A 21,241-nucleotide genomic window follows, 5' to 3' on the forward strand; every position below is an offset into this window, starting at 1 on the left:
GCTTTTTATTGTCCGCTCCGTTCGCTGTCCTTCAGGGCAATACGTTTACCGGTGCGCCCGGCGATCCCGCTCGCCTGCCCGTTCTGCTGTTTGCCCATACGCGCCTGAGTAATTAACCCGGGGATCAACTCTCCCTCCGGCAAGTTCTTCCAGAATCGCACCGGCAAATGCCCTTGCATCACTTTCGGATTCAACCGCGCCGGATTGAAGATGTGGCTGTAATAGGTCAGCCACAGATCACCATGGGGATCGTCGACGTTCTGCGCCATTTGCTGCCATTCAACGGGGCATTGGCGCTCATGGATCAGTTGTTCGCCGTCGTAGTAAACCCCATCGCGCGGTGTGGCGATCAGCCAGCGGTGACGGCCCATGCGGGCGACGAAATGCTCGCTGGCGCTGTGCAGGATGTCGTGGGCGGGTTCATGCCATGCCACATATTGTGGGCCTGGCGAATCTTTAGGGCGTTCGATGAAACGCACGAATGCATGCAGATGATGGGCTTCGCGGCTGACTTGTTTGATTCGCCGCTGCAATTCGCTACCCAGTTTGTCGCCGGCCATCATTGCCGTGCGGTCGCCGTGACTGACTCGCCACAGCACTTCATACAGCAGACTCCAGCGTTGCTCGCCTCGATAGCGCGCGGCTTGCTCCAGGGTGTCGAGTAACGCACGCGGAATGCGGGCCTGAAACGGGCCGTGCCCCTCGGGCACTTCATGATCGCTGGCAAACAAGTCGCTGACGCCCTCCGAAGCCCAACTCACCAGACTCGGATCGACCTCATGACTGAGTAGCCAGCGTGCCTGTTGGCGCCAGGTATCGAACAGGTCGTCGCAATCAAGATTGATCATCCCCACAACCCCATCTGCTGCGGCTGCGGCCGGTCGCGCAATTGCTGATAAAGCATATGACTGGTGACCTCAGCCTGCTGCGGGTGATAGTCGCAGGTGATGATGAACGGCTTGGCCTTGGCCAGCACACAGCGCATACGCGCCACGTCTTCGTAGCGGATCCGCCGCTGGCGGCGCAGCTCCACCAGACGTTCGGTGGTACGCAGGCCAATGCCGGGGATGCGTGCGATCAGTGCGGGCTCGGCGCGGTTCAGATCCAGCGGGAACACCTCGCGATTCTGCAGTGCCCATGCCAGTTTCGGATCGATATCCAGCGCCAGATTGCCCGGCCCCTTGAGCAGCTCATCGGCGCTGTAGCCGTAACTGCGCAAGAGAAAATCGGCCTGATACAAGCGGTGCTCGCGCATCAGCGGCGGTGCGGCCAGCGGCACGCTTTTCGGGCTGTCGGGGATCGGGCTGAACGCCGAATAGTAAACCCGGCGCAGGCGGAAGTTGCCGTACAAGGCCTGGGCGCCATGGAGGATTGTGCTGTCGTCAGTATCATCGGCGCCGACGATCATCTGCGTGCTCTGCCCGGCCGGCGCGAACTTTGGCGCGCGGGGCTCGTTGAGCACGGTCTGCTCGCCGGTGAAGATGGTCTGCATGGCCTGCTTGATCGAGCCGATGTCTTTCTCAGGCGCCAGGGTTTGCAGGCTGGCATCGGTGGGCAGTTCGATATTGACGCTCAGGCGATCAGCGTAACGCCCGGCCTGTTCTATCAGTGCAGGGTCGGCATCGGGAATGGTCTTGAGGTGGATGTAACCGCGAAACTCGTGCTCTTCGCGCAACAGCTTCGCCACGCGCACCAGTTGCTCCATGGTGTAGTCCGCCGAGCGAATGATGCCGGAGCTGAGAAACAGGCCGCTGACACAGTTGCGCCGGTAGAAGTCCATGGTCAGCGCCACGACTTCTTCGGGGGTGAAGCGTGCCCGTGGCACATCGCTGGAGCGGCGATTGACGCAGTATTGGCAGTCGTAGAGGCAGAAATTGGTCAGCAGAATCTTCAGCAGCGAAACGCAGCGCCCGTCCGGTGTGTAGCTGTGACAAATGCCCATGCCATCGGTCGAGCCCAGGCCGCTCTTGCCTTCGGAACTGCGCTTGGGCGCACCGCTGCTTGCACAAGACGCGTCGTACTTGGCGGCGTCGGCGAGAATGCTGAGCTTGTCGATGATTTGCATGGCGCGGACTCTGTACTGGTTGCATATACAGTAGCGAGTCTATCGAATCGACACAAGGTGCAAAGCCAGATCAAAAGATCGCAGCCTGCGGCAGCTTCTACACGGTTCGGTTATACCCCACTCCTGTAGGAGTGGCCGCAGGCTGCGATCCTTTGATCTTCACCTCACCGGGCAACTCGACACCAAACCGAACGCCGATTTCTTTGCGCCCCACCGCCGTCAGCGCCAACGCCCGACTGTCCAGGTCCTGCGTCACCCACTTACGCTTCAACGCCGTTTGCAGCAATGCCGCGCCCAGCGCCCCCCCCAGATGTGGCCGACGCATGCTCCAGTCCACACACGGGCAGGCGAACTTGCGGCGCAAAGTGCTCAAGTCCTGCACCTCGATACCCAGCCCGGCAAACAAGGCCTCACCACTGTCACTCAGGCGATACGCCTGCTCGTCGGTCTCCAACAACCAGCCCGCGTCGATCAAGCGGTCATGCAGCAACACCGCCAGTGTCCCGGCCATATGGTCGTAGCAGGTGCGGGCGAATTGCAGGCGATCCGGTGTCTTCGGCTTGAACGTCGGCGCGGCGCTCTGGCCGATCACCATCAAGGCTTCCAGCGCTTGAGCCACACGCTTGTCGGCCAGGCTGTAATAACGATGGCGGCCCTGAACGTGCAAACGCACCAGCGCCAGGTCCTTGAGTTTGGCCAGATGCGCGCTGGCGGTGGAAGCGCTGACTTCGGCAACGGCTGCCAACTCGGTGCTGGTGCGTGCGTGGCCATCCATCAGCGAGCAAAGGATTTTGGTCCGCGCCGGCTCGGCGATGGCTGCCGCCACTTGCGAGACGCCGATATCTTGATGTTCTGCGTGCATATTTCGCTCCCCGACGAATCATCGCCGTTACGGACTGGAGATAGTAGCAACACTTTCCCCATCGACAAGGCTGCCAACCATGGACCCGATCACCGCTGCGACTCACGCCAATCCCTACCCCTATTACGAAAAACTTCGCTCTGAAGGTGGGCTGACGTTTCACCCCAAACTGAAAATGTGGGTAGCCAGCAGCGCCCGCGCGGTTTGTGCGGTACTGGCGCATGCCGACTGCCGAGTGCGTCCAGTCCAGGAGCCGGTGCCCAAGGCGATTGCCGAAGGCATGGCCGGCAATGTCTTCGGCCAGTTGATGCGGATGAACGACGGCGAACGCCAGCGCTGCCCGCGCTCCGCCATTGAGCCGTCACTGACGTTGATCGATCAGAACGAAGTCCGCGAGCACGTGAATGCACGACTGATCACTACGGATGCGGACGGCTTATACAAAGCCATGTTCCGCGGCCCGGTATGCGTGGTCGCCGCGTTGCTCGGATTCAGTCCGGCACAGAGTCGGGCCATCAGCGAGCTGACCGCTGATTTCGCGGCGTGCCTGTCGCCGTTGAGCAACGACCTGCAATTGGCCGCAGCCCACGTCGCAGCGCAACATTTGCGCGGTCAGTTCATCGAGTTGTTGGCCGATGCTGATGTGAACAGCGCTTTGCTCGCGGGTATCAGGCAGCGTTTTGATGGAGATGACGAGACCCTGATCGCCAATCTGATCGGCCTCTGCTCGCAGACCTTTGAAGCCACCGCAGGCTTGATCGGCAACGCGTTGGTGATGCTGCAGCACCGCCCCGAGCTAAGTGGCGCGTCGATGGAAGCCCTGCTGAACGAAGTCCAGCGCTTCGACCCGTCGGTGCAGAACACCCGACGCTTTGTCGCCGCATCCTGCGAAATAGACGGTGTGCGCGTCGAGGCCGGCGCTGTGATTGTGCTGTTGCTGGCCTCGGCCAACCGCGATCCGGCGCTGAATGACAATCCCGAGCACTTTCTGCTGGATCGTCCGAACCGCCGCAGTTTCAGTTTTGGCAGCGGTCGGCATCAGTGTCCGGGGCAAGCGCTGGCAATGAGTATTGCCAGCGCGACGGTGAGGAAAATGCTCGATCATGGCATTGAGCTTGATCGCCTGAACTGGCGTTACCGGCCTTCGCTCAATGGACGTATTCCATTATTCAGTTTTGTGGGGGCCTGACCGACCCCAAAAATTATCGGTTAAACCGCCAACTGCAAAATCAACCAGCTATTGGCGCCGCTGATCAGCACAAACAACCCCCAGGCCAGCACCCGGGTCGGCCAGCGGTTCACGAACGGCCCCATCAGTTGCTTGTCGTTGGTCATGCGAATCAGCGGATACAGGGCAAACGGCAGTTGCAAACTCAACACCACCTGACTCATCACCAGCAGCTTGCCCACAGCGTTATCGCCCATCAGCCACACGCCGATAAACGCCGGAATCAACGCCAGCCCACGAGTGATCAGGCGCCGTTGCCAGCAGGGAATGCGCAGATTCAGATAGCCCTCCATGATCACCTGACCGGCGATGGTGCCGGTGAAGGTCGAACTCTGCCCTGACGCGAGCAACGCCACGCCGAACAGCACGCTGGCCAGCGCGCCACCGACCAGCGGATCAAGCAAGTGGTAAGCGTCCTGAATCTCCACCACGTCGGTATGCCCGGACTGGTGAAACGCAGCCGCCGCGAGGATCAGGATCGCCGCGTTGACCAGCAGCGCCAGCGCCAGCGAGCCGATGGTGTCGATGCGCGCCAGCTTCACCGCGTCCTGTTTGCTCGCCAGATCCTTGCCGATCATCCGCGTTTGCACGATGGACGTGTGCAGGTAGAGGTTATGCGGCATCACCGTGGCCCCGAGAATGCCGATTGCCAGGTACAACGGCGCGGCATCGCTGATAGCTGACAGGGAGGGTTTGAAGCCTTGGACGACGTCCGGCCAGTACGGTTTGATCAACACCAGTTCAACAAAAAAGCACACGCCGATGGTGGCGACCAGCACCAGCATGATTGCTTCCAGTCGACGGAACCCACGGTTCTGCAGCGCCAGCACCAGCAATGTATCGAACGCCGTGAGGGCAATGCCGAAGGTCAGCGAACAGCCAAGCAACAAGTGAAACGCCAGCGCGCAACCGAGGACTTCGGCAAGGTCGGTGGCGATGATCGAGATCTCCGCCAACACCCATTGCAGCCGCGCGGTTGGAGTGCTGTAGCGTTCGCGGGACAATTGCGCCAGATCGCGCCCGGTGGCGATGCCCAACCGCGAACAGAGGCACTGCACAACCATGCCCGCCAGACTCGCCAGCAACACCACAAACAGCAGGCTGTACCCAAAACGCGAGCCGGCCTCGATGGCCGTCGCCCAGTTGCCCGGATCCATATAGCCGATCGACACCAGCAAACCGGGGCCGGCAAAACGCAGCACGCGCTTGAAAAACGCGGCATTGGGATCTACCGCAACACTGCCTGCCACTTCCGGCGGGCAAAACGGCGCGGTGGCGATTTTGGGCAAACTGAATTTCACGCACACATCCAGAAACAAGTCGAAAGACGCAGCTTAGACGTTTCAGCCCCTTTGATGAAAGTTCAAGACCCTGTCACACCCAGCAACTGCTGGCGCAACTCGGGATTGCGCGTACGTGGATTCAACCAGATATCAAAAAACGCCCGGGCGAACTGCGGGTCGGCGATCTCATGCTGCAACTGCTGGCCGACAAAAAAACGTGCGCCCTGCCCCGGCAAATACACCCCGGTGATGCGGGTGCCCGCCTGGACATCGACGAACGCCTGCTGCATCTGCGTCTGCCAGCCGGCCAGTTGTGCCGGGGTGACGGAGGCTCCATTCAGACGTTTGATTTCATCAACGCTGGCTTCGACCAGATCGTCGCGAGAAATCTGTCGGCGATAAATCAACTCCAGCGCGAAAGGCTGCCCGTCCGCCAGAGGCTGCGCCGTACTCCACAACCTGGCGTTATAAACATCGAAACCAAACACACTGAAATCGCCGCTGCCGATGATCCTGGCGCCGGGCACTTCGGCCTGCCAGTTGGCCCACGCTGGCGCAACCAGCAAGGCCCACAAACCGATGGCGCAGCACCCACGCAAGACACTCTTTGTTCTGTTCATCACACCATCGACTCCGGTAAACCCTGACAAGCAAAGCATAGCCTGTATGGCTTCGATACTTTGTATACAAAAATCACTCATATACGCAGCAAAACGTTCATAGCAATGCTACCGTTGCCGCCTATCACCCGACGGAGACACTTGCGTGCTGATCCTCAAACTGCTGCTGATTCCCGGTTTTCTGTTGCTGATCTCACTGGCTGGCAAGCGTTGGGGGCCGAGCGTGGCCGGGTGGTTGTCGGGGTTGCCTGTGGTCGTCGGGCCGATTCTGTTTTTCCTCGCCATCGAACAAGGGCCACAATTTGCTGCGCAATCGGCGGTGGCCGCATTGTCGGCAATGTTCGCGATGATTGCGTTCTGCATCACTTACGCGCAGGTCGCGCAACGGGCGAACTGGCCATGGGCGCTGAGCCTTTCCCTGGCAGTCTGGGCCGCGCTGGCGCTGGTGCTGTCGTTGATTCCGGCATCGCTGCCGTTCTCGGTGGCGGCGGCAGCCGTTGCTTTGCTGGCGGCACCCTACTTGTTTCCCAAGGTGCAACCAGTGCTGAACGGCCCGGCGCCGAAGTCGGACAAACTGATCTGGCGGATGATCGCCGGCGCTGCGTTGACGCTGGTGGTGACCATGTTGGCCAGCACTGTCGGCGAACGCTGGAGCGGCCTGCTGGCGGTGTTCCCGGTGCTCGGCAGTGTGATGGCGGTGTTTTCCCAGCAGACCCGCGGCCCTGAGTTCACTGCCGCGTTGTTGCGGGCGACGGCGACCGGAATGTATTCGTTTTCGGCGTTTTGCCTGGTGTCGGCGCTGACCTTGCCGAGTCTGGGCCTCAGCGGATTTGCCATGGGCGTCGCCGTGTCGGTGGCCATGCTCGGCGTGACCCGACAGTTGCTGGCGCGCCCCGCAGTAAAACAGCAACAAGCGCAGTAACCCGGACGAGCCGCGCTGGAGTGCCACGGCTCTGCATGGGATGATCGCCCGCCTGCCCCGACCATTCCCCGGAGATTCGAATGACATTGTTGAGCAAGAAAGCCGTCGTCCTGTTACTGGCGGCCGTGGCCGGCCTCGGCGCCATCAACGCTCAGGCGGCCAAGGCCAAGGAAAAAGCGGCCACCGAGAAGGTCTCGATGCTGGGCGGCAAGTTCACCTTTGTGCTGCCCAAAGGCTTCGTCGCCGATCCGCTGCCGGCCAGCCCGACCGGTGCCACCGGCACGATGTACACCAACCAGACCACTAAAACCGTGGTCATCGCCGCCGAAAACCAGATTCCCGAAGGCAACAACGTCAAGGACAACGACAGCGAGTTTCTCGACGGCAGCGTCTCTGACTTCATCGAGGCGCAGCGCAAAGCATTGCCGGACTTCAACAAGCTCAGCGAAAAAAGCCTGACCCAAAAAGGCACCGGCCTTGGCCTGCGTCAGGTCGACAGCACTGCCACCCAGGGCGGCGGCCAGACCCTCAACACGACGTTGATGGCCGGTTCGGGAACGCGCATGGCGCTGGTCCAGGTGATCTCCCGGGTCAGCGACAAGGCCGGTCACGATGCGCTGGTGAAAACCATCCTCAAGGAAAAATGATCTTCAAGGGTTGAGTTGCTGCAGCCAGGCGTTCAAGTCGCGCAATTCGGCTGCAGTGATGCTGTGGCCGATGCCGGGATACGCGTGAAATTGCGGTTTGTAAGCCAGTTTCTGTAGCAACGCATTGGCCTCGGTGCCGTCGCGATACGGCACGCGATCATCGGCGGTGCCGTGACCGATAAAGATGTTCAGTGGCAACGGTTGTTGCTCGGTCTTGAGCTCGCTTTTCAACACCGGCAATAAACGCCCGCTCAACGCCGCAATGCCGCCCACCGCCACCGGTGGTCGCAGGCCTACCTCGTAGGTCATCATCGCGCCCTGGCTGAAACCGATCAGGTACACCTTGTCCGGGGCCGCGTGATATTTCTTCGCCGCTTGCGCGACAAAATCCCGGAGCTTCTGGCCGCTGGCCTTCAGATCATCGGTCTCACCGTTGTAGGCGCCTTCGCCTTTCTTGCGAAACCACTGGAAACGCCCTTCGCCCAACGCCAGCGGCGCCTGCACCGACAGGTAGTTGTACTGCGCCGGGAGCTGAAATTTCATGCCGATCAGATCGGCCTCGTTACTGCCGTAGCCGTGCAGGAAAATCACCAGCGGACGCGGATCGGCATCCGGGTGAACCTGTTCGATGTACTTGAGTGGCAGATCGGATTGCAGAGTGGTTTGAGCATGCACGGCGGTGGACGCCAGGAGGGTCAACAGAGCAAACACCTTCAACATAAGTCTTCCTTCACAGGGTGTCGGGTTCGGGGGGAGCCTAACACTCTGAAGCAGGGATCCAAATATTGAGGTGCTGCCAGCGATGAGGCCTTCAGATCCGCCGCAGAGCTGTCAGTCGTTAGTCAGCTTGCCCGTGCGAAACGGCACCCGCCCCGCCACTTTCGCCTGCCAGATCCCCGGCTCGGTATAACGCCCGCGATCCAGCGCAAACAACACCCCGCTGGTTCCGGCACGCACGGTGGTCAACTGATCCTTCAACGGATCCACCACCTCAAAAATCGCATCGCCCTTCTCGACCCACTCGCCCGCATTGCGCAGGAAACTCACCACGCCATGGTGCGGGGCAAACAGGTATTCGGTGCCGGCGAACGGCATGCCTTCACAGCACTCACTCGGCGCCGCCGGCCATTCACCGCTGATGAAACCCTGCTCCGCCAGAAACCCGAGAATCGCCTCGCAATTGGCTTGGGCCTGATCAACCCGAGTGTCGCCCATGCTGCCCAGCTCCAAAGTGGTCGCAAGGTTGGCCGCCGGGATCGCCGCGTCCGGGAAGGCGCGCGCCAGACGCAGCCACGGTGTCGAGCAAGACTCGTCAAACGAACTGCCGCCGGAATCTTCACACAGCAACGCCACGCCCGCCTTGATCCGCGCCGCCAGCGATTGCCACTGCGGCCAGTGTTGCGGCAGCGCGTAAAGATGAATCGACGCCTCGAAATCGCAATGCAGGTCGAGGGTAATGTCGGCGTCGCAAGCATGGCGCAGGAGCAAGCGATGCAGCGCTTCCAGTTGCGAGGCCGGTGCTGGCAGATCATCGAAGACCCGGCCCATGGTCTGACGGATCAGCGCGATGTTGGCGTAGGCATCGGCGCCCAATTGATCACCGATCAACGCCGCCACCGGCGCGCTGAGTTCGACAAACCCACGGTTGAAATTCTTGCCGCTGCCCAGTTCGAAGCGGCCCATGTGAGCGCTTTGCAGATGCTGGTCCAGGCCAATCGGGTTGGCCACTGGCACCAGTTCGATCACGCCTTGCAAACGACCTTGTGCTTCGAGTGCGTTCAGGCGTTGTTTGAGTTCCCAGGCGGTGCGCATGCCCGGCAGTTCATCGGCGTGCAGGCTGGCCTGGATGTACACCTTGCGGGTGCCGGCGCCGTAACGGAACACGCTGAGGGAGCGCTCGCTGCCCAAGTGGCTCCAGGGCAGAACATGGTCGATGCGTTGCATAAGAAAACTCCGCGAACTCTGTAGGAGCTGCCGCAGGCTGCGATCTTTTGATCTTGTTTTTCAGGATCAAGATCAAAAGATCGCAGCCTGCGGCAGCTCCTGCATTGGAAAGGTGTGATGCAGGATAAATCATGGGCACAAAAAAAGTGGCCACCGCGTAAACGGGGCCACTTTTTTCTACAGCCTATTAATGGCCGTACACGTCAAAGTCGAAGTACTTGTCCTGCACTTGCTTGTACTTGCCGTTGGCGCGGATTTCGGTGATGGCCTTGTTGAATTGCTCAGCCAGAGCGGTATCGCCCTTGCGCACTGCAATCCCGGCGCCGCCGCCGAAGTATTTGGCGTCTTCGTAGGTCGGGCCGACGAATTCGAAGCCTTTGCCCGCGTCGGTTTTCAGGAAACCGTCGCTCAAGTTGACCGAGTCGGCCAGCATCGCGTCAATACGACCCGAGACCATGTCCAGGTTGGCTTCCTGCTGCGAGCCGTAACGCACCAACTGGATCCCGGCCGGCACCAGCACTTCGGTGGCGTAGCGGTCGTGGGTACTGGCACGCAGTACGCCGACTTTCTTGCCTTTGAGTTCGGTCAGCGGGTCTTTGACGCCGGAACCTTCCTTCATCACGAAGCGAGCCGGGGTGTGGTAGTACTTGATGGTGAAGTCGACGTTTTTCTTACGGTCGTCAGTGATGGTCATCGAAGACAGGATCGCGTCGATCTTCTTCACTTTCAACGCCGGGATCAGGCCATCGAATTCCTGCTCGACCCAGATACATTTGACTTTCATCTGCTCACAGAGCGCATCGCCGATATCCACGTCGAAACCGGTGAGTTTGCCTTCAGGGGTTTTCATCGAGAACGGCGGGTAGCCGGCTTCGATACCGATGCGGATCGGCTTGGCGTCTTCGGCCACAGCGGTCAGGGACAACATCGACAGTGCCAGGGCACCAAACATCACTAGCTTCTTCATTTATAACTCCTGTGTGCGGAGGCTTTTATTGGCAGCTTTCGAGTCAGCGTCCGTTCATGGCCATTTACAGGCAAAAAACCGAAGTGGCCGGCAGTCTATGGCGGCGCGCACAGGGCAGATTGTTTTTAAGCGACAAATACTTACAGAAGATCGGCGCACCAGCTGAGCGGTGTCAAACGGTGCGCCGTCGTGGTGCAAAGGCTGTAGGACAAGCCCTCAAACTGTACAAAAAAACCCGTGTAGGAGCTGCCGGAGGCTGCGATCTTTTGATTTTGATTTTAAGTGCAAGATCAAAAGATCGCAGCCTCCGGCAGCTCCTACACAGGGTTTGGGTTTTAGCAGTTGCAGCCGATGGGTGCCTTGGCAGCTTGCTCCACGCTTAATTCAAACCCTTCGTCCAGCCATCCGGTCACGCCGCCGATCATCTCCTTGACCGGGTAACCCAGTGCTGCCAGTTTCACCGCGGCCTTGTTGGCGCCATTGCAATGCGGGCCGGCGCAATAGACCACGAACAACGTGGTTTTCGGATAACTCGCCAGTGCTTCAGTCGTCAGCAAACGCCCCGGCATATTGATCGCGCCCGGCACATGGCCACGTTCGAAAGCCAACGGTCCGCGCACATCGACCAGCACAAAGTCGACCTCACCGGCCTCTTGGCTGCTGAATACGTCGGAACAATCGGTTTCGAAAGTCAGACGGTTGCTGAAATGCATCAGGGCAATCGCTGACGGTGCGGCAGGAATTTCGCGAACCAGACTGGTCATGGGGTGTTGCTCCTAAATCTGAACGGGTGTGGACAGACTTTATCGAGCCGCCGCTTGCCGCTACAGTGGCGCACAAGACACTCACCGGGAATTTTCCGCCAAATGCCCTTATCACCCAATCTGGTCGCGATTCTGGCCTACGACGGCCTCTGTACTTTCGAGTTCGGCATTGCCGTGGAGATCTTCGGCCTGGCCCGGCCGGAGTTCGATTTCCCGTGGTACGAGCATGCAATTGCAGCGGTCGATCAAGGCCCGATGCGCGCCATGGGCGGGATTCAGGTATTGGCGGACGGTGGTCTGGAACTGCTGGCCGAGGCACGCACCATCATCATTCCCGGCTGGCGCGACCGTAATGCTGCGGTGCCTCCCGAATTGATCGACGCACTGCGCCAGGCCCATGCCCGGGGAGCGCGACTGTTGTCGATCTGCTCGGGGGTATTTGTGCTGGCAGCCACCGGCCTGCTCGACGGCCACGGCGCCACCACTCATTGGCGTTACACCACTGAACTGGCGCAACGCTTTCCGGCGATTGCGGTTGATCCCGATGTGCTTTATGTCGATTCGGGCCAGTTGATCACCTCGGCCGGCAGCGCGGCCGGCATTGACGCCTGCCTGCATCTGGTGGCGCGGGACTTCGGCACGCAAGTGGCCAATTCGGTGGCGCGACGACTGGTGATGTCGCCGCAGCGTACCGGCGGTCAGGCGCAATTCATTCCGACACCGGTGAGCGCGACGCCGCGCAATGACCTGTCGCGGGTGATGCAGTGGGCGCGCGAGCGCTTGCATGAACCACTGGAGGTGCGCCATCTGGCCAGTGAAGCGGCGATGAGTGAGCGCACTTTTTTGCGGCGGTTCAGCGAGGCCAGCGGTCAGTCGCCCAAGGCGTGGTTGCAGCATGAACGCCTGGCCCGGGCGCGAGAATTGCTGGAAAGCACGGATCAGCACACCGAACAGATTGCCGAACGCTGTGGTTATCGGTCGGTGGAGAGTTTTCGGGTGGCGTTTCGTGGCGTGGTCGGGGTACCGCCGTCGGTGTATCGGGAGCGGTTTGGGCGTGGGGTGAAGGTCAGTTCTTGAGTGAATTTTGAAGGCCCCATCGCGAGCAGGCTCACTCCTACATCTTGGAATGCGTTCCCCCTGTAGGAGCGAGCCTGCTCGCGAAGAGGCCCGGTAAAACGCAGCATCATTTTGGCATCAGCCATGAGGCTACAGCGCCTTGCGCCTTTGCCTACAACTACGCCAGAATCCGCCGGCTTGTGCGGCTTGGGGGTCGCCGGTAACTTGGTTCGCGTCACTGAAGGGTCAGTGATCGGGTTTAGTCGCTCGGTGGTTTGTAAGCAGCATACAGTCCGTTCTGTCAGGCACTCTAACGCCTGTGCTTAATGGTAGTTATGCGTAGGGCATCTTCGGGTGCGCCGGGACTGCTTAGAACCACCGGTCGACTAACCTGCGCATAGCTGCCACCCATTTGTTTAGTCGCAATGGACGTGTCGGCCTCATTAAAAGGTTCTAAGAAATGTTCAAAGTTACGCCAAATCCGCCTGAAACAGGCGCGGAAATCGATCCGAATCCAACGTCCCCCTATTCCACCCCGGGCTCCAGAAAACTTCACGAAGCCGCCGAACGCGCCCTCGATCATTATCTGAAACCCACACCGCCTTCACCACCACGCAAACCCAGCACCATGTTCCTCGTTGACCCGAACACAGGCACCGAAGACCTCATGGCCCACGCCTGCGAATCCATGGCTTCGGCCAGCGTCATGCTCAGCGACTTCGCCGCCCTGCTCGACTCGCCCTACCGCAACACCGTTCTCGGTATCCAGCAAATCGTCATGCTCGGCGAACTCGCGGTCAACCGCGCCCTCGACAAACTCGACCCGAGGCAATGACCATGACCCATAAAACAGATGCACAGGTCGTCGCGGCATTGATTGCCATGGGCTTCAACGAACGGGACAGACGCTGGGCGCAGAACGCCTGCCTGGTGCTCTTCGAAAGCGAACGAGAAACCATCGTCGCCTCCGCCGTCACCGCCCTCGCCCGACTCGATGAGCTGGAAGTCGACGCCGTGCTGCCCGCACTGCACCGCGTGACACGCCGCTTCCCCTCACTGCAAAGGACCGTGACCGACACACTGGCCGAGATGGCGCACGCGGCCTGATTGACCGCGTGATCGTTCTTCGCGAGCAAGCTCGCTCCCACATTGATCTGCGGTGTACTCAACCGCAATCAACTGTAGGAGCGAGCCTGCTCGCGAAGGCTTCCTTTCTGCTGACGAATATCTGAAAGCCAGACTCCAGGAAGGCTTAAGTCATGAAGGAACATCATCCGCGCTTCCAGCGCTATTCAAATGTCTGGGATGCACTGGAAGACACGCCGCAAGATGCCGCCAATATGCGCCTGCGGGCCAAGCTTATGCGCACGCTTTGCGAGACCATTCGAGCGTGGGAGCTGCCTCAAAAAGAAGCTGCTCAACGCTTGGGCATTACTCAGCCGCGACTCAACGACGTACTCAATGGCAAAATCGACAAGTTCTCTTTGGATGCGCTGGTCAATCTGTCAGCCGCAGCAAAGCTGGAGGTAGACATCTGCTTCCCGATGGGCCAACCGCTGCAATGGGCCTGAAAGAACGCTGACCCGCCGCCAGCACGCTCAACCAAATGATGAGGGGCTTCGCCCCTCTCACGGCCAAAACGGTCCCCGCCCACCTCAATCCTCCCGTGTCAGCACTTCCAACAACTCAATCTCAAACACAAGATTCGAATTCGGCGGAATTTTGCCCATCGTCCGCTCGCCATATCCCAAATGCGCCGGCACCAACAATTTGCGTTTGCCACCGACCTGCATGCCCATCAGTCCCTGATCCCAGCCCTTGATCACCCGCCCGGTACCGATCACGCACTGAAACGGTTTGCAACGGCTGTGGGAAGAATCGAACTCGGTGGCGTCTTCCAGCCAGCCGGTGTAGTGGGTGGTGATCAGTGCGCCTTTGACGACGGCTTTGCCCTCGCCCACCTCAAGATCGATTACCTGCAGTTCATCATTCATGACATTCACTCTATATGTTCGGCCGGCCGCCGTTTTCCCAGAATTGCCGGTAGTTCGCAACCCATTTACGAAGATAGGCGCTGTATCCGAACCCGTATCAGAACCATTAAGATAGCCAACCGCCACTACTTCACGGATCGCTTCGCCATGCCGGCAGCTCCCGAATGACCCAACTCTGGATAAGTCTTGCAATCGGCACGGTGATGCTTGCCGTCATCGTCCTGCTAATCTGGCGCGAGCGCGGTTTGTGCAAGCAGCTCGACGAGTACCGTGAGCTGCTGACCCGCGCCGCCGATGGCCAGAACATTCATCAGGACGGCGACGTCGAGCGCTTCAAGCGCAGCCAGTATTTTGCGCGCATCGGCACCTGGGACTGGGAGGTCGACACCGATCGGTTGTATTGGTCGGACGCGATCTACGGCATGTTTGGCTTCAAGATCGGCGAAATCACTCCGTCCTATGCATTGTTCTGTTCCTGCGTACACCCGGACGACCGCGTCAGGGTTCGCGCCGGTGAATTGCGCTGCCTGGAAACCGGGGAAAATCACGACGAGGAGTACCGCGTGGTCTGGCGCGACGGCACGATTCGCTGGCTGAGGGAAACCGGCAATGTGGTGAAAAACGACCACGACGCAGTGATCAAAATGATGGGCGTAGTGCGCGACATCACTGAAGAAAAAGCCTCCGCCAGTTACCTCCAGCATCTCGCCCATTTCGATCCGTTGACCGGCCTGCCCAATCGTCTGGTGCTGGAGGAGCGGCTGTCGGAAGCGCTGGATCAGGCGCGCCAGAGCAGCACTCGGGTGGCGCTGGTGTTTGTCGATCTCAACGGGTTCAAAAACATCAACGACCGCTACGGTCACGCCGCTGGCGACCGCGTATTGATCACCACCGCCACACGCCTGCAACGCATCCTGCGCGCGACCGACACCGTCGCGCGTATCGGCGGCGACGAATTCGTGGTGGTACTGCAAGGACTGACGCCGGGCCTTGACCTGCAGGATGAAGCCCGCAGTATCTGTCAGAAAATCTTCATCGAACTGTCCCCACCGATCAGCATCGGCAACGACCAGCGCCACATCGGAACCAGTCTGGGCGTCGCGGTGTTTCCCGATCATGCGTCGACCATGGACAGGCTTTTGCACATCGCCGATCTGGCAATGTATGAGGCCAAGCGCAGTGGGAATAATCAGTATCGGTTGGGGGGTGGGCAGACGCTAACCCCAAGCCGGGTGGAGTAATGGTTCAGTAAGGATGCATGCAAAAAATGTGTCAGGAGGATCGAAATCTCCTTCGCATTGAATCAACGCGTGTTTATGGAACTCTGCATTGAATTTTCGTATAACGGTGCAGCCAATACACTCGTGACGAGGATTCACACAATGCTTTTCAAGCAAGTCGATCCAAGCCTAATACACTTTCTTCAGAACCCCCTGAGAAACATCGAGTACCTGGATAAAACCTGCCCAGCACCCAAATGGCATACCCGATTTTTGCATCGTTCCCGTTTGTTGCGAATATTCCTGACGAGCAAGCAACTGAAGTCGTTGATAGGCTCCGAACTTTCTAAAAATCTGCGCGCGATAAAGGACTCATGTAAATCTCAACTTCAACCCAACCCGGAATTAATCGGCAGTAACAACTTCGAACTCTACATGACCACACTCAAGCAATACTTCAACGTAGAAATACCTGCAGGTTACTTCTTCAACACGACCCCGGCAGCCCAGGAATCACTGTCTTTCTACCTGACAAACACTCTGTTCACCAAGCTCGAGTACACATGCAATCGTGTGACCGAGAATCTCGATCTTGATGAATCTTTCTTTTACGCAACTTTACGCCACCAGAAACTCTGGACGACTTATTATCTGAGTGAAACAAATTTTTTGCTTGACCAGGGCCTTATGCGAGCAAAATACAAGCGCGGCGAACTGCTAATTGAGCCCACCCCGGCTTTGCTGCCTGGTCTTCGACAACGATGGCTCGCCGAGACTTCGGAATTTCACTCCAACATGAGCGATCGATTCTATTTGCAAAACATTGGCAGTTCAGTTATCCAAGGCAGATCGCTTTCTTTCGAAGAAAAGGAAAACCTGACTAACTATATTCTTGATAAATGTCTTTCCATCCACGTTGGCTTCATATCTCCAGTGCTTGAGAAAAACAGCAGGTACCTGTATCTCAGGGACATCGTGTTCATTGCTGCATTTCTGGAGATGCGCGTACTTCAAGGCCATCGAACTACTCATTGCGCGGCGTTCTCGGCTTATGTCAACCCCGCATCGCTGAGCTATATGACCAGTGCATTGTCCACCGAGACATTGCCGAAGGTTGACTCGGCACAGAGCTTTATTGCGGTTCGAGGTAGCGAATATATTCGTGGCGTACTGAATTTCAAGTATGGCTTGAAAAAACTGGTCGGGTTTCTACTGGGTGACACGAAAGACCCTAAAAATACGCACGACGTGAAAAGCCTGTTCGGCAAGAATTTCGAACAAGAGCACATGATCGAATACATTCGAGATATCGACGAACAAAGATACAAGGTATACAAAGGCTTCAAGTCCGGAAACAAAGCAAAAATCAAAGGTTATGACATTGACCTGGTTCTGGAGGACACGACTCATAAGATCTTCTATTTCATCCAGGCCAAATACCGCCTGAGTGCGCAACCTACATTTTTGAGCGAACAATATGAAATATTGCAGAAGTCCGATTTCAAAGCAGGGTACGTTTTACAATTACTCACCCTCAAGAACAACCTAGGAGAACCCGGTATAAAAGACAAGCTAAAGGGACTGGGACTCGCAGCCGCCACCGAAGACAACAGCCACTTCTTATTGCTGCACAACTTACCATTCCTGAATTTCCACGTTCATGAAGGCGTGTGTTTTTACGAATGGAATCTGTTCCGAAATCTTCTGAAGAACGGAAAAATCTCACTCAGCCACAATCTAAACATCAAAGAAGAGTACACATTAAAGGACGAGCAACTCAAAGATCCTGAACGCATTGTTGATGCGTATTTTGGCGAAACAACTAGCGGGCGACAGAACTCAATCAATTATGAGCTGTATCGAAACACTCAAGCCACCTACCAACTAGGAGGCTTAAAAATTCGCTGTGACGTTATATAAGCAATAAGATATGAGTAATCGAATGAGGGTCAGCCTGACCACACAGGCTGACCACACAGGCTGACCGCTTGAGTTTTGAACAAACCGGTATTGATAAAACTGATAGTTAACGCTCGACCGGTTGCATCTCGACAATCGTCCCGTTGGTGATCATCACCATCACGTACTTGTCGTTGATTTGCACCCACTGCGCCTGTTCGACCGGTGCTTTCAAGCCTTTCTGCTTCCAGTTTTTCAACGCTTTCTCGCTGCGCTGATAAACGTCGGGGGCACGGTCATTGACCTTCAATTCACGGTCGCTGACCGGGGATTGCACGGCGGGTTCGCTTGAGGTTTGCGCCGCTTGAACAAGTGGGCTGATCCCGGCAATGCCGGCGACGAGGGCCAGGCTGGCGATTAGGGTTTTGCTGTTCATCGGTGAACTTCTTGAGATGGCTGATACCTGAACTCCGACTACTGATATCTGGAAACATTCCTTGTTTTTGCGCGTGTGGATCAGAAGATTGCCGTCGTCAGCCACGCCGCCATCGCCAGCAGGCTGGCTCCCACAGGTTTATCAATTGCCTGAAGGGATTGATCCGCTTTGCACATCAATCCATGCCAACAATGCAATTAACATATTGTTACACCTGCGCCACCATCCGCCTCAATAAAAACCGTGCGCCGCCCTCCCGTAGCGCACGTCATAAAAGCGGTGGAGTACTTTTCTATGACAGCCTCAATCCCACACGGCGGCTCGCGGGCCGGCGCCATTTTCCGGGTGACCTCGGGCAACTTCCTCGAACAGTTCGACTTCTTTCTGTTCGGTTTCTACGCCACGCAGATCGCGGCGGTGTTCTTTCCGGCGAGCAGTGAATTCGCCTCCCTGATGATGACTTTTGCAGTGTTCGGCGCAGGCTTTTTGATGCGTCCGCTGGGGGCCATCGTGCTGGGTGCGTACATCGATGACGTCGGTCGTCGCAAGGGTTTGATCGTCACCCTGTCGATCATGGCCAGCGGCACGATATTGATTGTGCTGGTGCCCGGATACGAAACCATCGGTTTGTTCGCCCCGGCGTTGGTGTTGATCGGGCGCTTGCTGCAAGGCTTCTCGGCCGGTGCAGAACTGGGCGGCGTTTCGGTTTACCTCTCCGAGATCGCCACGCCCGGTCGCAAAGGCTTTTTCACTGCTTGGCAGTCGGCCAGCCAACAAGTGGCGATCATCGTTGCCGCCGCGTTGGGCTACGCGCTGAATGCGTGGATGGCGCCAGAGGTGGTTGCCGATTGGGGCTGGCGCATTCCGTTTTTCGTCGGTTGCATGATTGTGCCGTTCATTTTTTTCCTGCGCCGGAATCTGGCGGAAACCGAAGAGTTCGCCGCACGCAAACATCGTCCGAGCATGAAAGAAGTGTTCCGCACGTTGGGTCAAAACTGGGGCGTGGTGCTCGGCGGGATGTTGATGGTCGCGCTGACCACCACGGCGTTCTACCTGATCACCGTGTATGCGCCGACCTTCGGCAAAACCGTGCTGCACCTGAGCACGTCCGATGCGTTGCTGGTGACCCTGTTGGTCGGTGTATCGAACTTCTTCTGGTTGCCGATTGGCGGCATGTTGTCCGACCGCATCGGCCGTCGTCCGGTGCTGATCGCCATGTCGCTGCTGGCGCTGGCCACGACTTACCCGGCGCTGTCGTACCTGGTGCAGGCGCCGAGCTTCAGCCACATGTTGCTGTCGTTGCTGTGGCTGTCGTTTATCTACGGCCTGTACAACGGCGCGATGATTCCGGCGCTCACCGAGATCATGCCGGTGGAAGTCCGGGTCGCGGGTTTCTCGCTGGCCTACAGCCTGGCCACGGCGATTTTCGGCGGGTTCACGCCAGCAATGTCGACTTTCCTGATCCAGTACACCGGCGACAAAGCCGCGCCGGGTTACTGGATGAGCATCGGTGCGCTGTGTGCGTTGCTCGCCACGCTGTACCTCTATCGCCGCGCGGGCGGCCGTCTGCAACCCGTTGCAGCATAAGGAGCCTTCAACATGAAAAAACTATTCAACCTCACCGCCCTCGCCCTTTTGGCTTTCAGCGCTTTGGCGCACGCCGAAGAGGTGCGGGTGATGACCTCGGGCGGCTTCACTGCTGCCTATAAAATCCTTGGGCCGAAATTCGCCGCCGCGACGGGCAATACGCTCGACACCCAGCTCGGCCCATCGATGGGCAAGGCACCGGAGGCGATCCCCAATCGTCTCGCACGCGGTGAACACGCAGACGTGGTGATCATGGTCGGCTACGCCCTCGACGATCTGATCAAGCAAGGCAAAGTCGATCCGGCTTCGCGGGTTGAGCTAGCCGATTCGCGGATCGGCCTGGTGGTGCGCGAAGGCACGCCGAAGCCAGACATCAGCAACGTCGAAGCCTTGAAGAAAACCCTGCTCGACGCGCAGTCGGTGGCCTACTCCGACAGCGCCAGCGGCGTGTACATCGAGGAGCAGTTGTTCAAGAAACTCGGGATCGAAGATCAACTCAAGCCGAAGGCCAAGATGATCGCGAAAATCCCGGTGGGTTCGGTGGTCGCCACCGGTGATTATCAATTGGGCTTCCAACAGGTCAGCGAATTGTTGCCGGTGCCGGGGGTGAGTTTTGTCTCGAAGATTCCTGAATCGGTGCAGTCAGTGACGCGCTTCGCTGCCGGGATTCCGGTCGGCGCGCAGCATCCAGCCGAAGCCAAAGCGTTGCTCGCCTACCTCGCCGCACCCGCCGCCCAGGCTGACGTGCAGGCTACCGGGCTGGATTCGGTCAAGCGCTGATCGTTGGCGGCTGGACTTTCATTTCCACCACCAGCCGCTCCAGCTCCAATGCCGCCGGGGTCAATGTGCGACCCCGGCGCTTGATGATGCCGACACTGCGCATCACTTGCGGATCGGTCAGCGGCACGCGCGTCAGGATCGGATGATCCGGCCCCGGCAGCGCCATCAGCGGCACGGCTGCCACACCCAACCCCGCCTCCACCAGACCAATCATCGTCGTCACATGCCGGGTTTCGCAGATGCTCTGGCGCTGCGGCACCACGCTGCTCAGCGCCTGATCGAGCAAAAAACGATTGCCCGAGGTTTTGTCCAGCGAGATGTAATCCTGCTGATAAAACTCGTCCCACGTCACGCTGCTACGCCCGGCCAACGGATGATCGCGGCGGCACGCGACGACGTAGCACTCCTGCACAAGCGGCTCGAAGTCGACTTTGGCATCCTGTGTGCCCAAAAAACTCAAACCGAAATCCGCCTCGCCATTGACCACGGCGCTCAGTACATCGTGAGCGCTGGAGTCGAGCACTTTGACTTTGATCCGCGGGAATTGCCGGTGGTAATGGGCGACCACGCGCGGCATGAAGTAATACGCCGCCGAGGGTACGCAGGCGACAGTGACGTGACCCAAGCGGGTCGAAGCCACTTCGCTGATACCGAGCAACGCCACGTCGAGATCATCCAGCAAGCGCTCGACACTCGGCATGAAACCGCGCCCGGCCTGAGTCAGGCTGACCTTGCGGGTGGTGCGTTCGAACAGCTTCACGCCGAGGGCGTCTTCGAGTTTCTCGATGCGCCGGCTCAGTGCTGGCTGCGATAGGCGCACGGTGTCGGCGGCCTTGCGGAAACTGCCCTGCTCGACCACCGCGCGAAAGGCTTGCAGGTCGTTGAGGTCGAAGTTGATGGCCATGGCGGAGACTCGAAAGATTGATTCGCTGAGGCTATAAATGTAACCAATTGATGCAATTTATTA

Annotated in this window: 23 protein-coding genes; 11 read left to right on the forward strand and 12 right to left on the reverse strand. The window is 58.4% G+C overall.

All coding sequences use genetic code 11. The features are described 5' to 3' along the window. Positions 1-5: 5 nt before the first annotated feature. The 3 genes from ACA074_RS16540 to ACA074_RS16550 all read right to left on the reverse strand — a co-directional run bounded on the left by ACA074_RS16540 (position 6) and on the right by ACA074_RS16550 (position 2,927). A complete protein-coding gene (locus ACA074_RS16540) occupies positions 6-848 on the reverse strand; it encodes a TIGR03915 family putative DNA repair protein (RefSeq protein ID WP_497677405.1) in 843 nt (280 codons plus the stop codon). Beyond that, the gene (locus ACA074_RS16545) at positions 845-2,065 is read right to left on the reverse strand and encodes a putative DNA modification/repair radical SAM protein (RefSeq protein WP_497677406.1); all 1,221 of its coding nucleotides are present in this window, start codon (positions 2,063-2,065) and stop codon (positions 845-847) included. The genes ACA074_RS16540 and ACA074_RS16545 overlap by 4 nt, the downstream gene beginning before the upstream one ends. 97 nt (positions 2,066-2,162) lie before the next feature. Beyond that, the gene (locus ACA074_RS16550) at positions 2,163-2,927 is read right to left on the reverse strand and encodes an ArsR/SmtB family transcription factor (RefSeq protein ID WP_497677407.1); all 765 of its coding nucleotides are present in this window, start codon (positions 2,925-2,927) and stop codon (positions 2,163-2,165) included. A gap of 79 nt (positions 2,928-3,006) precedes the next feature. On the opposite strand from ACA074_RS16550, the gene ACA074_RS16555 reads away from it, so the two are divergent. Beyond that, positions 3,007-4,116: a cytochrome P450 gene (locus ACA074_RS16555; protein ID WP_497677408.1), complete on the forward strand. Its 1,110-nt coding sequence runs from the start codon at positions 3,007-3,009 to the stop codon at positions 4,114-4,116. A gap of 20 nt (positions 4,117-4,136) precedes the next feature. Here ACA074_RS16555 and ACA074_RS16560 read toward each other — a convergent pair whose 3' ends face one another. Next, complete coding sequence (locus ACA074_RS16560) at positions 4,137-5,405, reverse strand: Nramp family divalent metal transporter (protein WP_497679335.1); 1,269 nt, start codon at positions 5,403-5,405, stop codon at positions 4,137-4,139. Between the two features lie 113 nt (positions 5,406-5,518). After that, positions 5,519-6,058 (reverse strand): chalcone isomerase family protein, encoded by a 540-nt coding sequence (locus ACA074_RS16565; protein WP_489880989.1) that lies wholly within the window; start codon positions 6,056-6,058, stop codon positions 5,519-5,521. Between the two features lie 145 nt (positions 6,059-6,203). Here ACA074_RS16565 and ACA074_RS16570 point away from each other — a divergent pair, with 145 nt between their 5' ends. Next, a complete protein-coding gene (locus ACA074_RS16570; RefSeq protein WP_401267636.1) occupies positions 6,204-6,980 on the forward strand; it encodes a hypothetical protein in 777 nt (258 codons plus the stop codon). 80 nt (positions 6,981-7,060) lie between these two features. Continuing rightward, positions 7,061-7,627: a DcrB/PsbP domain-containing protein gene (locus ACA074_RS16575; protein ID WP_497657559.1), complete on the forward strand. Its 567-nt coding sequence runs from the start codon at positions 7,061-7,063 to the stop codon at positions 7,625-7,627. Positions 7,628-7,630: 3 nt separating this feature from the next. Here the strand turns inward: ACA074_RS16575 and ACA074_RS16580 are convergent, their stop codons facing one another. The 4 genes from ACA074_RS16580 to ACA074_RS16595 all read right to left on the reverse strand — a co-directional run bounded on the left by ACA074_RS16580 (position 7,631) and on the right by ACA074_RS16595 (position 11,302). After that, the gene (locus ACA074_RS16580) at positions 7,631-8,347 is read right to left on the reverse strand and encodes an alpha/beta hydrolase (RefSeq protein ID WP_401267632.1); all 717 of its coding nucleotides are present in this window, start codon (positions 8,345-8,347) and stop codon (positions 7,631-7,633) included. A 111-nt stretch (positions 8,348-8,458) separates the two neighbouring features. Further along, positions 8,459-9,571 carry a succinylglutamate desuccinylase/aspartoacylase family protein gene (locus ACA074_RS16585; protein WP_497677409.1) on the reverse strand — a complete coding sequence of 371 codons (1,113 nt, stop codon included), beginning with the start codon at positions 9,569-9,571 and terminating at the stop codon, positions 8,459-8,461. Positions 9,572-9,758: 187 nt separating this feature from the next. Further along, entirely contained in the window at positions 9,759-10,538 is a 780-nt protein-coding gene (locus ACA074_RS16590) for an ABC transporter substrate-binding protein (protein WP_497677410.1), read from the reverse strand. 335 nt (positions 10,539-10,873) lie between these two features. Then, a complete protein-coding gene (locus tag ACA074_RS16595) occupies positions 10,874-11,302 on the reverse strand; it encodes a rhodanese-like domain-containing protein (RefSeq protein ID WP_497677411.1) in 429 nt (142 codons plus the stop codon). Between the two features lie 102 nt (positions 11,303-11,404). On the opposite strand from ACA074_RS16595, the gene ftrA reads away from it, so the two are divergent. From ftrA to ACA074_RS16615, 4 genes are all read left to right on the forward strand, one after another. After that, on the forward strand, positions 11,405-12,379 hold the full coding sequence (ftrA, locus tag ACA074_RS16600; protein WP_497677412.1) for a transcriptional regulator FtrA: 975 nt from the start codon (positions 11,405-11,407) through the stop codon (positions 12,377-12,379). 439 nt (positions 12,380-12,818) lie between these two features. After that, a complete protein-coding gene (locus tag ACA074_RS16605) occupies positions 12,819-13,193 on the forward strand; it encodes a DUF6124 family protein (RefSeq protein ID WP_497677413.1) in 375 nt (124 codons plus the stop codon). 2 nt (positions 13,194-13,195) lie between these two features. Further along, entirely contained in the window at positions 13,196-13,465 is a 270-nt protein-coding gene (locus ACA074_RS16610; protein WP_497677414.1) for a hypothetical protein, read from the forward strand. Between the two features lie 152 nt (positions 13,466-13,617). Further along, the gene (locus ACA074_RS16615) at positions 13,618-13,929 is read left to right on the forward strand and encodes a helix-turn-helix domain-containing protein (RefSeq protein ID WP_497614523.1); all 312 of its coding nucleotides are present in this window, start codon (positions 13,618-13,620) and stop codon (positions 13,927-13,929) included. An 84-nt stretch (positions 13,930-14,013) separates the two neighbouring features. Here the strand turns inward: ACA074_RS16615 and ACA074_RS16620 are convergent, their stop codons facing one another. Then, positions 14,014-14,352, reverse strand: a complete 339-nt coding sequence (locus ACA074_RS16620) for an FKBP-type peptidyl-prolyl cis-trans isomerase (protein ID WP_497677415.1) — start codon at positions 14,350-14,352, stop codon at positions 14,014-14,016. A 164-nt stretch (positions 14,353-14,516) separates the two neighbouring features. Here ACA074_RS16620 and ACA074_RS16625 point away from each other — a divergent pair, with 164 nt between their 5' ends. Continuing rightward, positions 14,517-15,593, forward strand: coding sequence for a diguanylate cyclase domain-containing protein (locus ACA074_RS16625; RefSeq protein WP_497677416.1), 1,077 nt, complete (start codon positions 14,517-14,519; stop codon positions 15,591-15,593). A 141-nt stretch (positions 15,594-15,734) separates the two neighbouring features. After that, positions 15,735-17,492, forward strand: a complete 1,758-nt coding sequence (locus tag ACA074_RS16630; protein ID WP_497677417.1) for a hypothetical protein — start codon at positions 15,735-15,737, stop codon at positions 17,490-17,492. Between the two features lie 106 nt (positions 17,493-17,598). Here ACA074_RS16630 and ACA074_RS16635 read toward each other — a convergent pair whose 3' ends face one another. Beyond that, positions 17,599-17,907 carry an RcnB family protein gene (locus ACA074_RS16635; RefSeq protein WP_187678389.1) on the reverse strand — a complete coding sequence of 103 codons (309 nt, stop codon included), beginning with the start codon at positions 17,905-17,907 and terminating at the stop codon, positions 17,599-17,601. Between the two features lie 294 nt (positions 17,908-18,201). Between ACA074_RS16635 and ACA074_RS16640 the strand changes: the two genes are divergently transcribed. Both ACA074_RS16640 and ACA074_RS16645 read left to right on the forward strand, forming a co-directional pair. Continuing rightward, a complete protein-coding gene (locus ACA074_RS16640) occupies positions 18,202-19,494 on the forward strand; it encodes an MFS transporter (protein WP_401267609.1) in 1,293 nt (430 codons plus the stop codon). 12 nt (positions 19,495-19,506) lie between these two features. Then, positions 19,507-20,274, forward strand: a complete 768-nt coding sequence (locus ACA074_RS16645) for a substrate-binding domain-containing protein (protein WP_401267607.1) — start codon at positions 19,507-19,509, stop codon at positions 20,272-20,274. Here the strand turns inward: ACA074_RS16645 and ACA074_RS16650 are convergent. Beyond that, on the reverse strand, positions 20,264-21,178 hold the full coding sequence (locus ACA074_RS16650) for a LysR family transcriptional regulator (protein WP_187678392.1): 915 nt from the start codon (positions 21,176-21,178) through the stop codon (positions 20,264-20,266). The two genes, ACA074_RS16645 and ACA074_RS16650, sit on opposite strands and share 11 nt — an antisense overlap. Positions 21,179-21,241 lie beyond the last annotated feature (63 nt).

Source organism: Pseudomonas sp. LBUM1655 (genome assembly GCF_059716085.1).

Coding starts and splice junctions, on each gene's coding strand:
- ACA074_RS16540 (WP_497677405.1), bottom strand. CDS start 848: ATGATCAATCTTGATTGCGACGACCTGTTCGATACCTGGCGCCAACAG.
- ACA074_RS16545 (WP_497677406.1), bottom strand. CDS start 2,065: ATGCAAATCATCGACAAGCTCAGCATTCTCGCCGACGCCGCCAAGTAC.
- ACA074_RS16550 (WP_497677407.1), bottom strand. CDS start 2,927: ATGCACGCAGAACATCAAGATATCGGCGTCTCGCAAGTGGCGGCAGCC.
- ACA074_RS16555 (WP_497677408.1), top strand. CDS start 3,007: ATGGACCCGATCACCGCTGCGACTCACGCCAATCCCTACCCCTATTAC.
- ACA074_RS16565 (WP_489880989.1), bottom strand. CDS start 6,058: ATGAACAGAACAAAGAGTGTCTTGCGTGGGTGCTGCGCCATCGGTTTG.
- ACA074_RS16575 (WP_497657559.1), top strand. CDS start 7,061: ATGACATTGTTGAGCAAGAAAGCCGTCGTCCTGTTACTGGCGGCCGTG.
- ACA074_RS16580 (WP_401267632.1), bottom strand. CDS start 8,347: ATGTTGAAGGTGTTTGCTCTGTTGACCCTCCTGGCGTCCACCGCCGTG.
- ACA074_RS16585 (WP_497677409.1), bottom strand. CDS start 9,571: ATGCAACGCATCGACCATGTTCTGCCCTGGAGCCACTTGGGCAGCGAG.
- ACA074_RS16590 (WP_497677410.1), bottom strand. CDS start 10,538: ATGAAGAAGCTAGTGATGTTTGGTGCCCTGGCACTGTCGATGTTGTCC.
- ACA074_RS16595 (WP_497677411.1), bottom strand. CDS start 11,302: ATGACCAGTCTGGTTCGCGAAATTCCTGCCGCACCGTCAGCGATTGCC.
- ftrA (WP_497677412.1), top strand. CDS start 11,405: ATGCCCTTATCACCCAATCTGGTCGCGATTCTGGCCTACGACGGCCTC.
- ACA074_RS16605 (WP_497677413.1), top strand. CDS start 12,819: ATGTTCAAAGTTACGCCAAATCCGCCTGAAACAGGCGCGGAAATCGAT.
- ACA074_RS16610 (WP_497677414.1), top strand. CDS start 13,196: ATGACCCATAAAACAGATGCACAGGTCGTCGCGGCATTGATTGCCATG.
- ACA074_RS16615 (WP_497614523.1), top strand. CDS start 13,618: ATGAAGGAACATCATCCGCGCTTCCAGCGCTATTCAAATGTCTGGGAT.
- ACA074_RS16620 (WP_497677415.1), bottom strand. CDS start 14,352: ATGAATGATGAACTGCAGGTAATCGATCTTGAGGTGGGCGAGGGCAAA.
- ACA074_RS16625 (WP_497677416.1), top strand. CDS start 14,517: ATGACCCAACTCTGGATAAGTCTTGCAATCGGCACGGTGATGCTTGCC.
- ACA074_RS16630 (WP_497677417.1), top strand. CDS start 15,735: ATGCTTTTCAAGCAAGTCGATCCAAGCCTAATACACTTTCTTCAGAAC.
- ACA074_RS16635 (WP_187678389.1), bottom strand. CDS start 17,907: ATGAACAGCAAAACCCTAATCGCCAGCCTGGCCCTCGTCGCCGGCATT.
- ACA074_RS16640 (WP_401267609.1), top strand. CDS start 18,202: ATGACAGCCTCAATCCCACACGGCGGCTCGCGGGCCGGCGCCATTTTC.
- ACA074_RS16645 (WP_401267607.1), top strand. CDS start 19,507: ATGAAAAAACTATTCAACCTCACCGCCCTCGCCCTTTTGGCTTTCAGC.
- ACA074_RS16650 (WP_187678392.1), bottom strand. CDS start 21,178: ATGGCCATCAACTTCGACCTCAACGACCTGCAAGCCTTTCGCGCGGTG.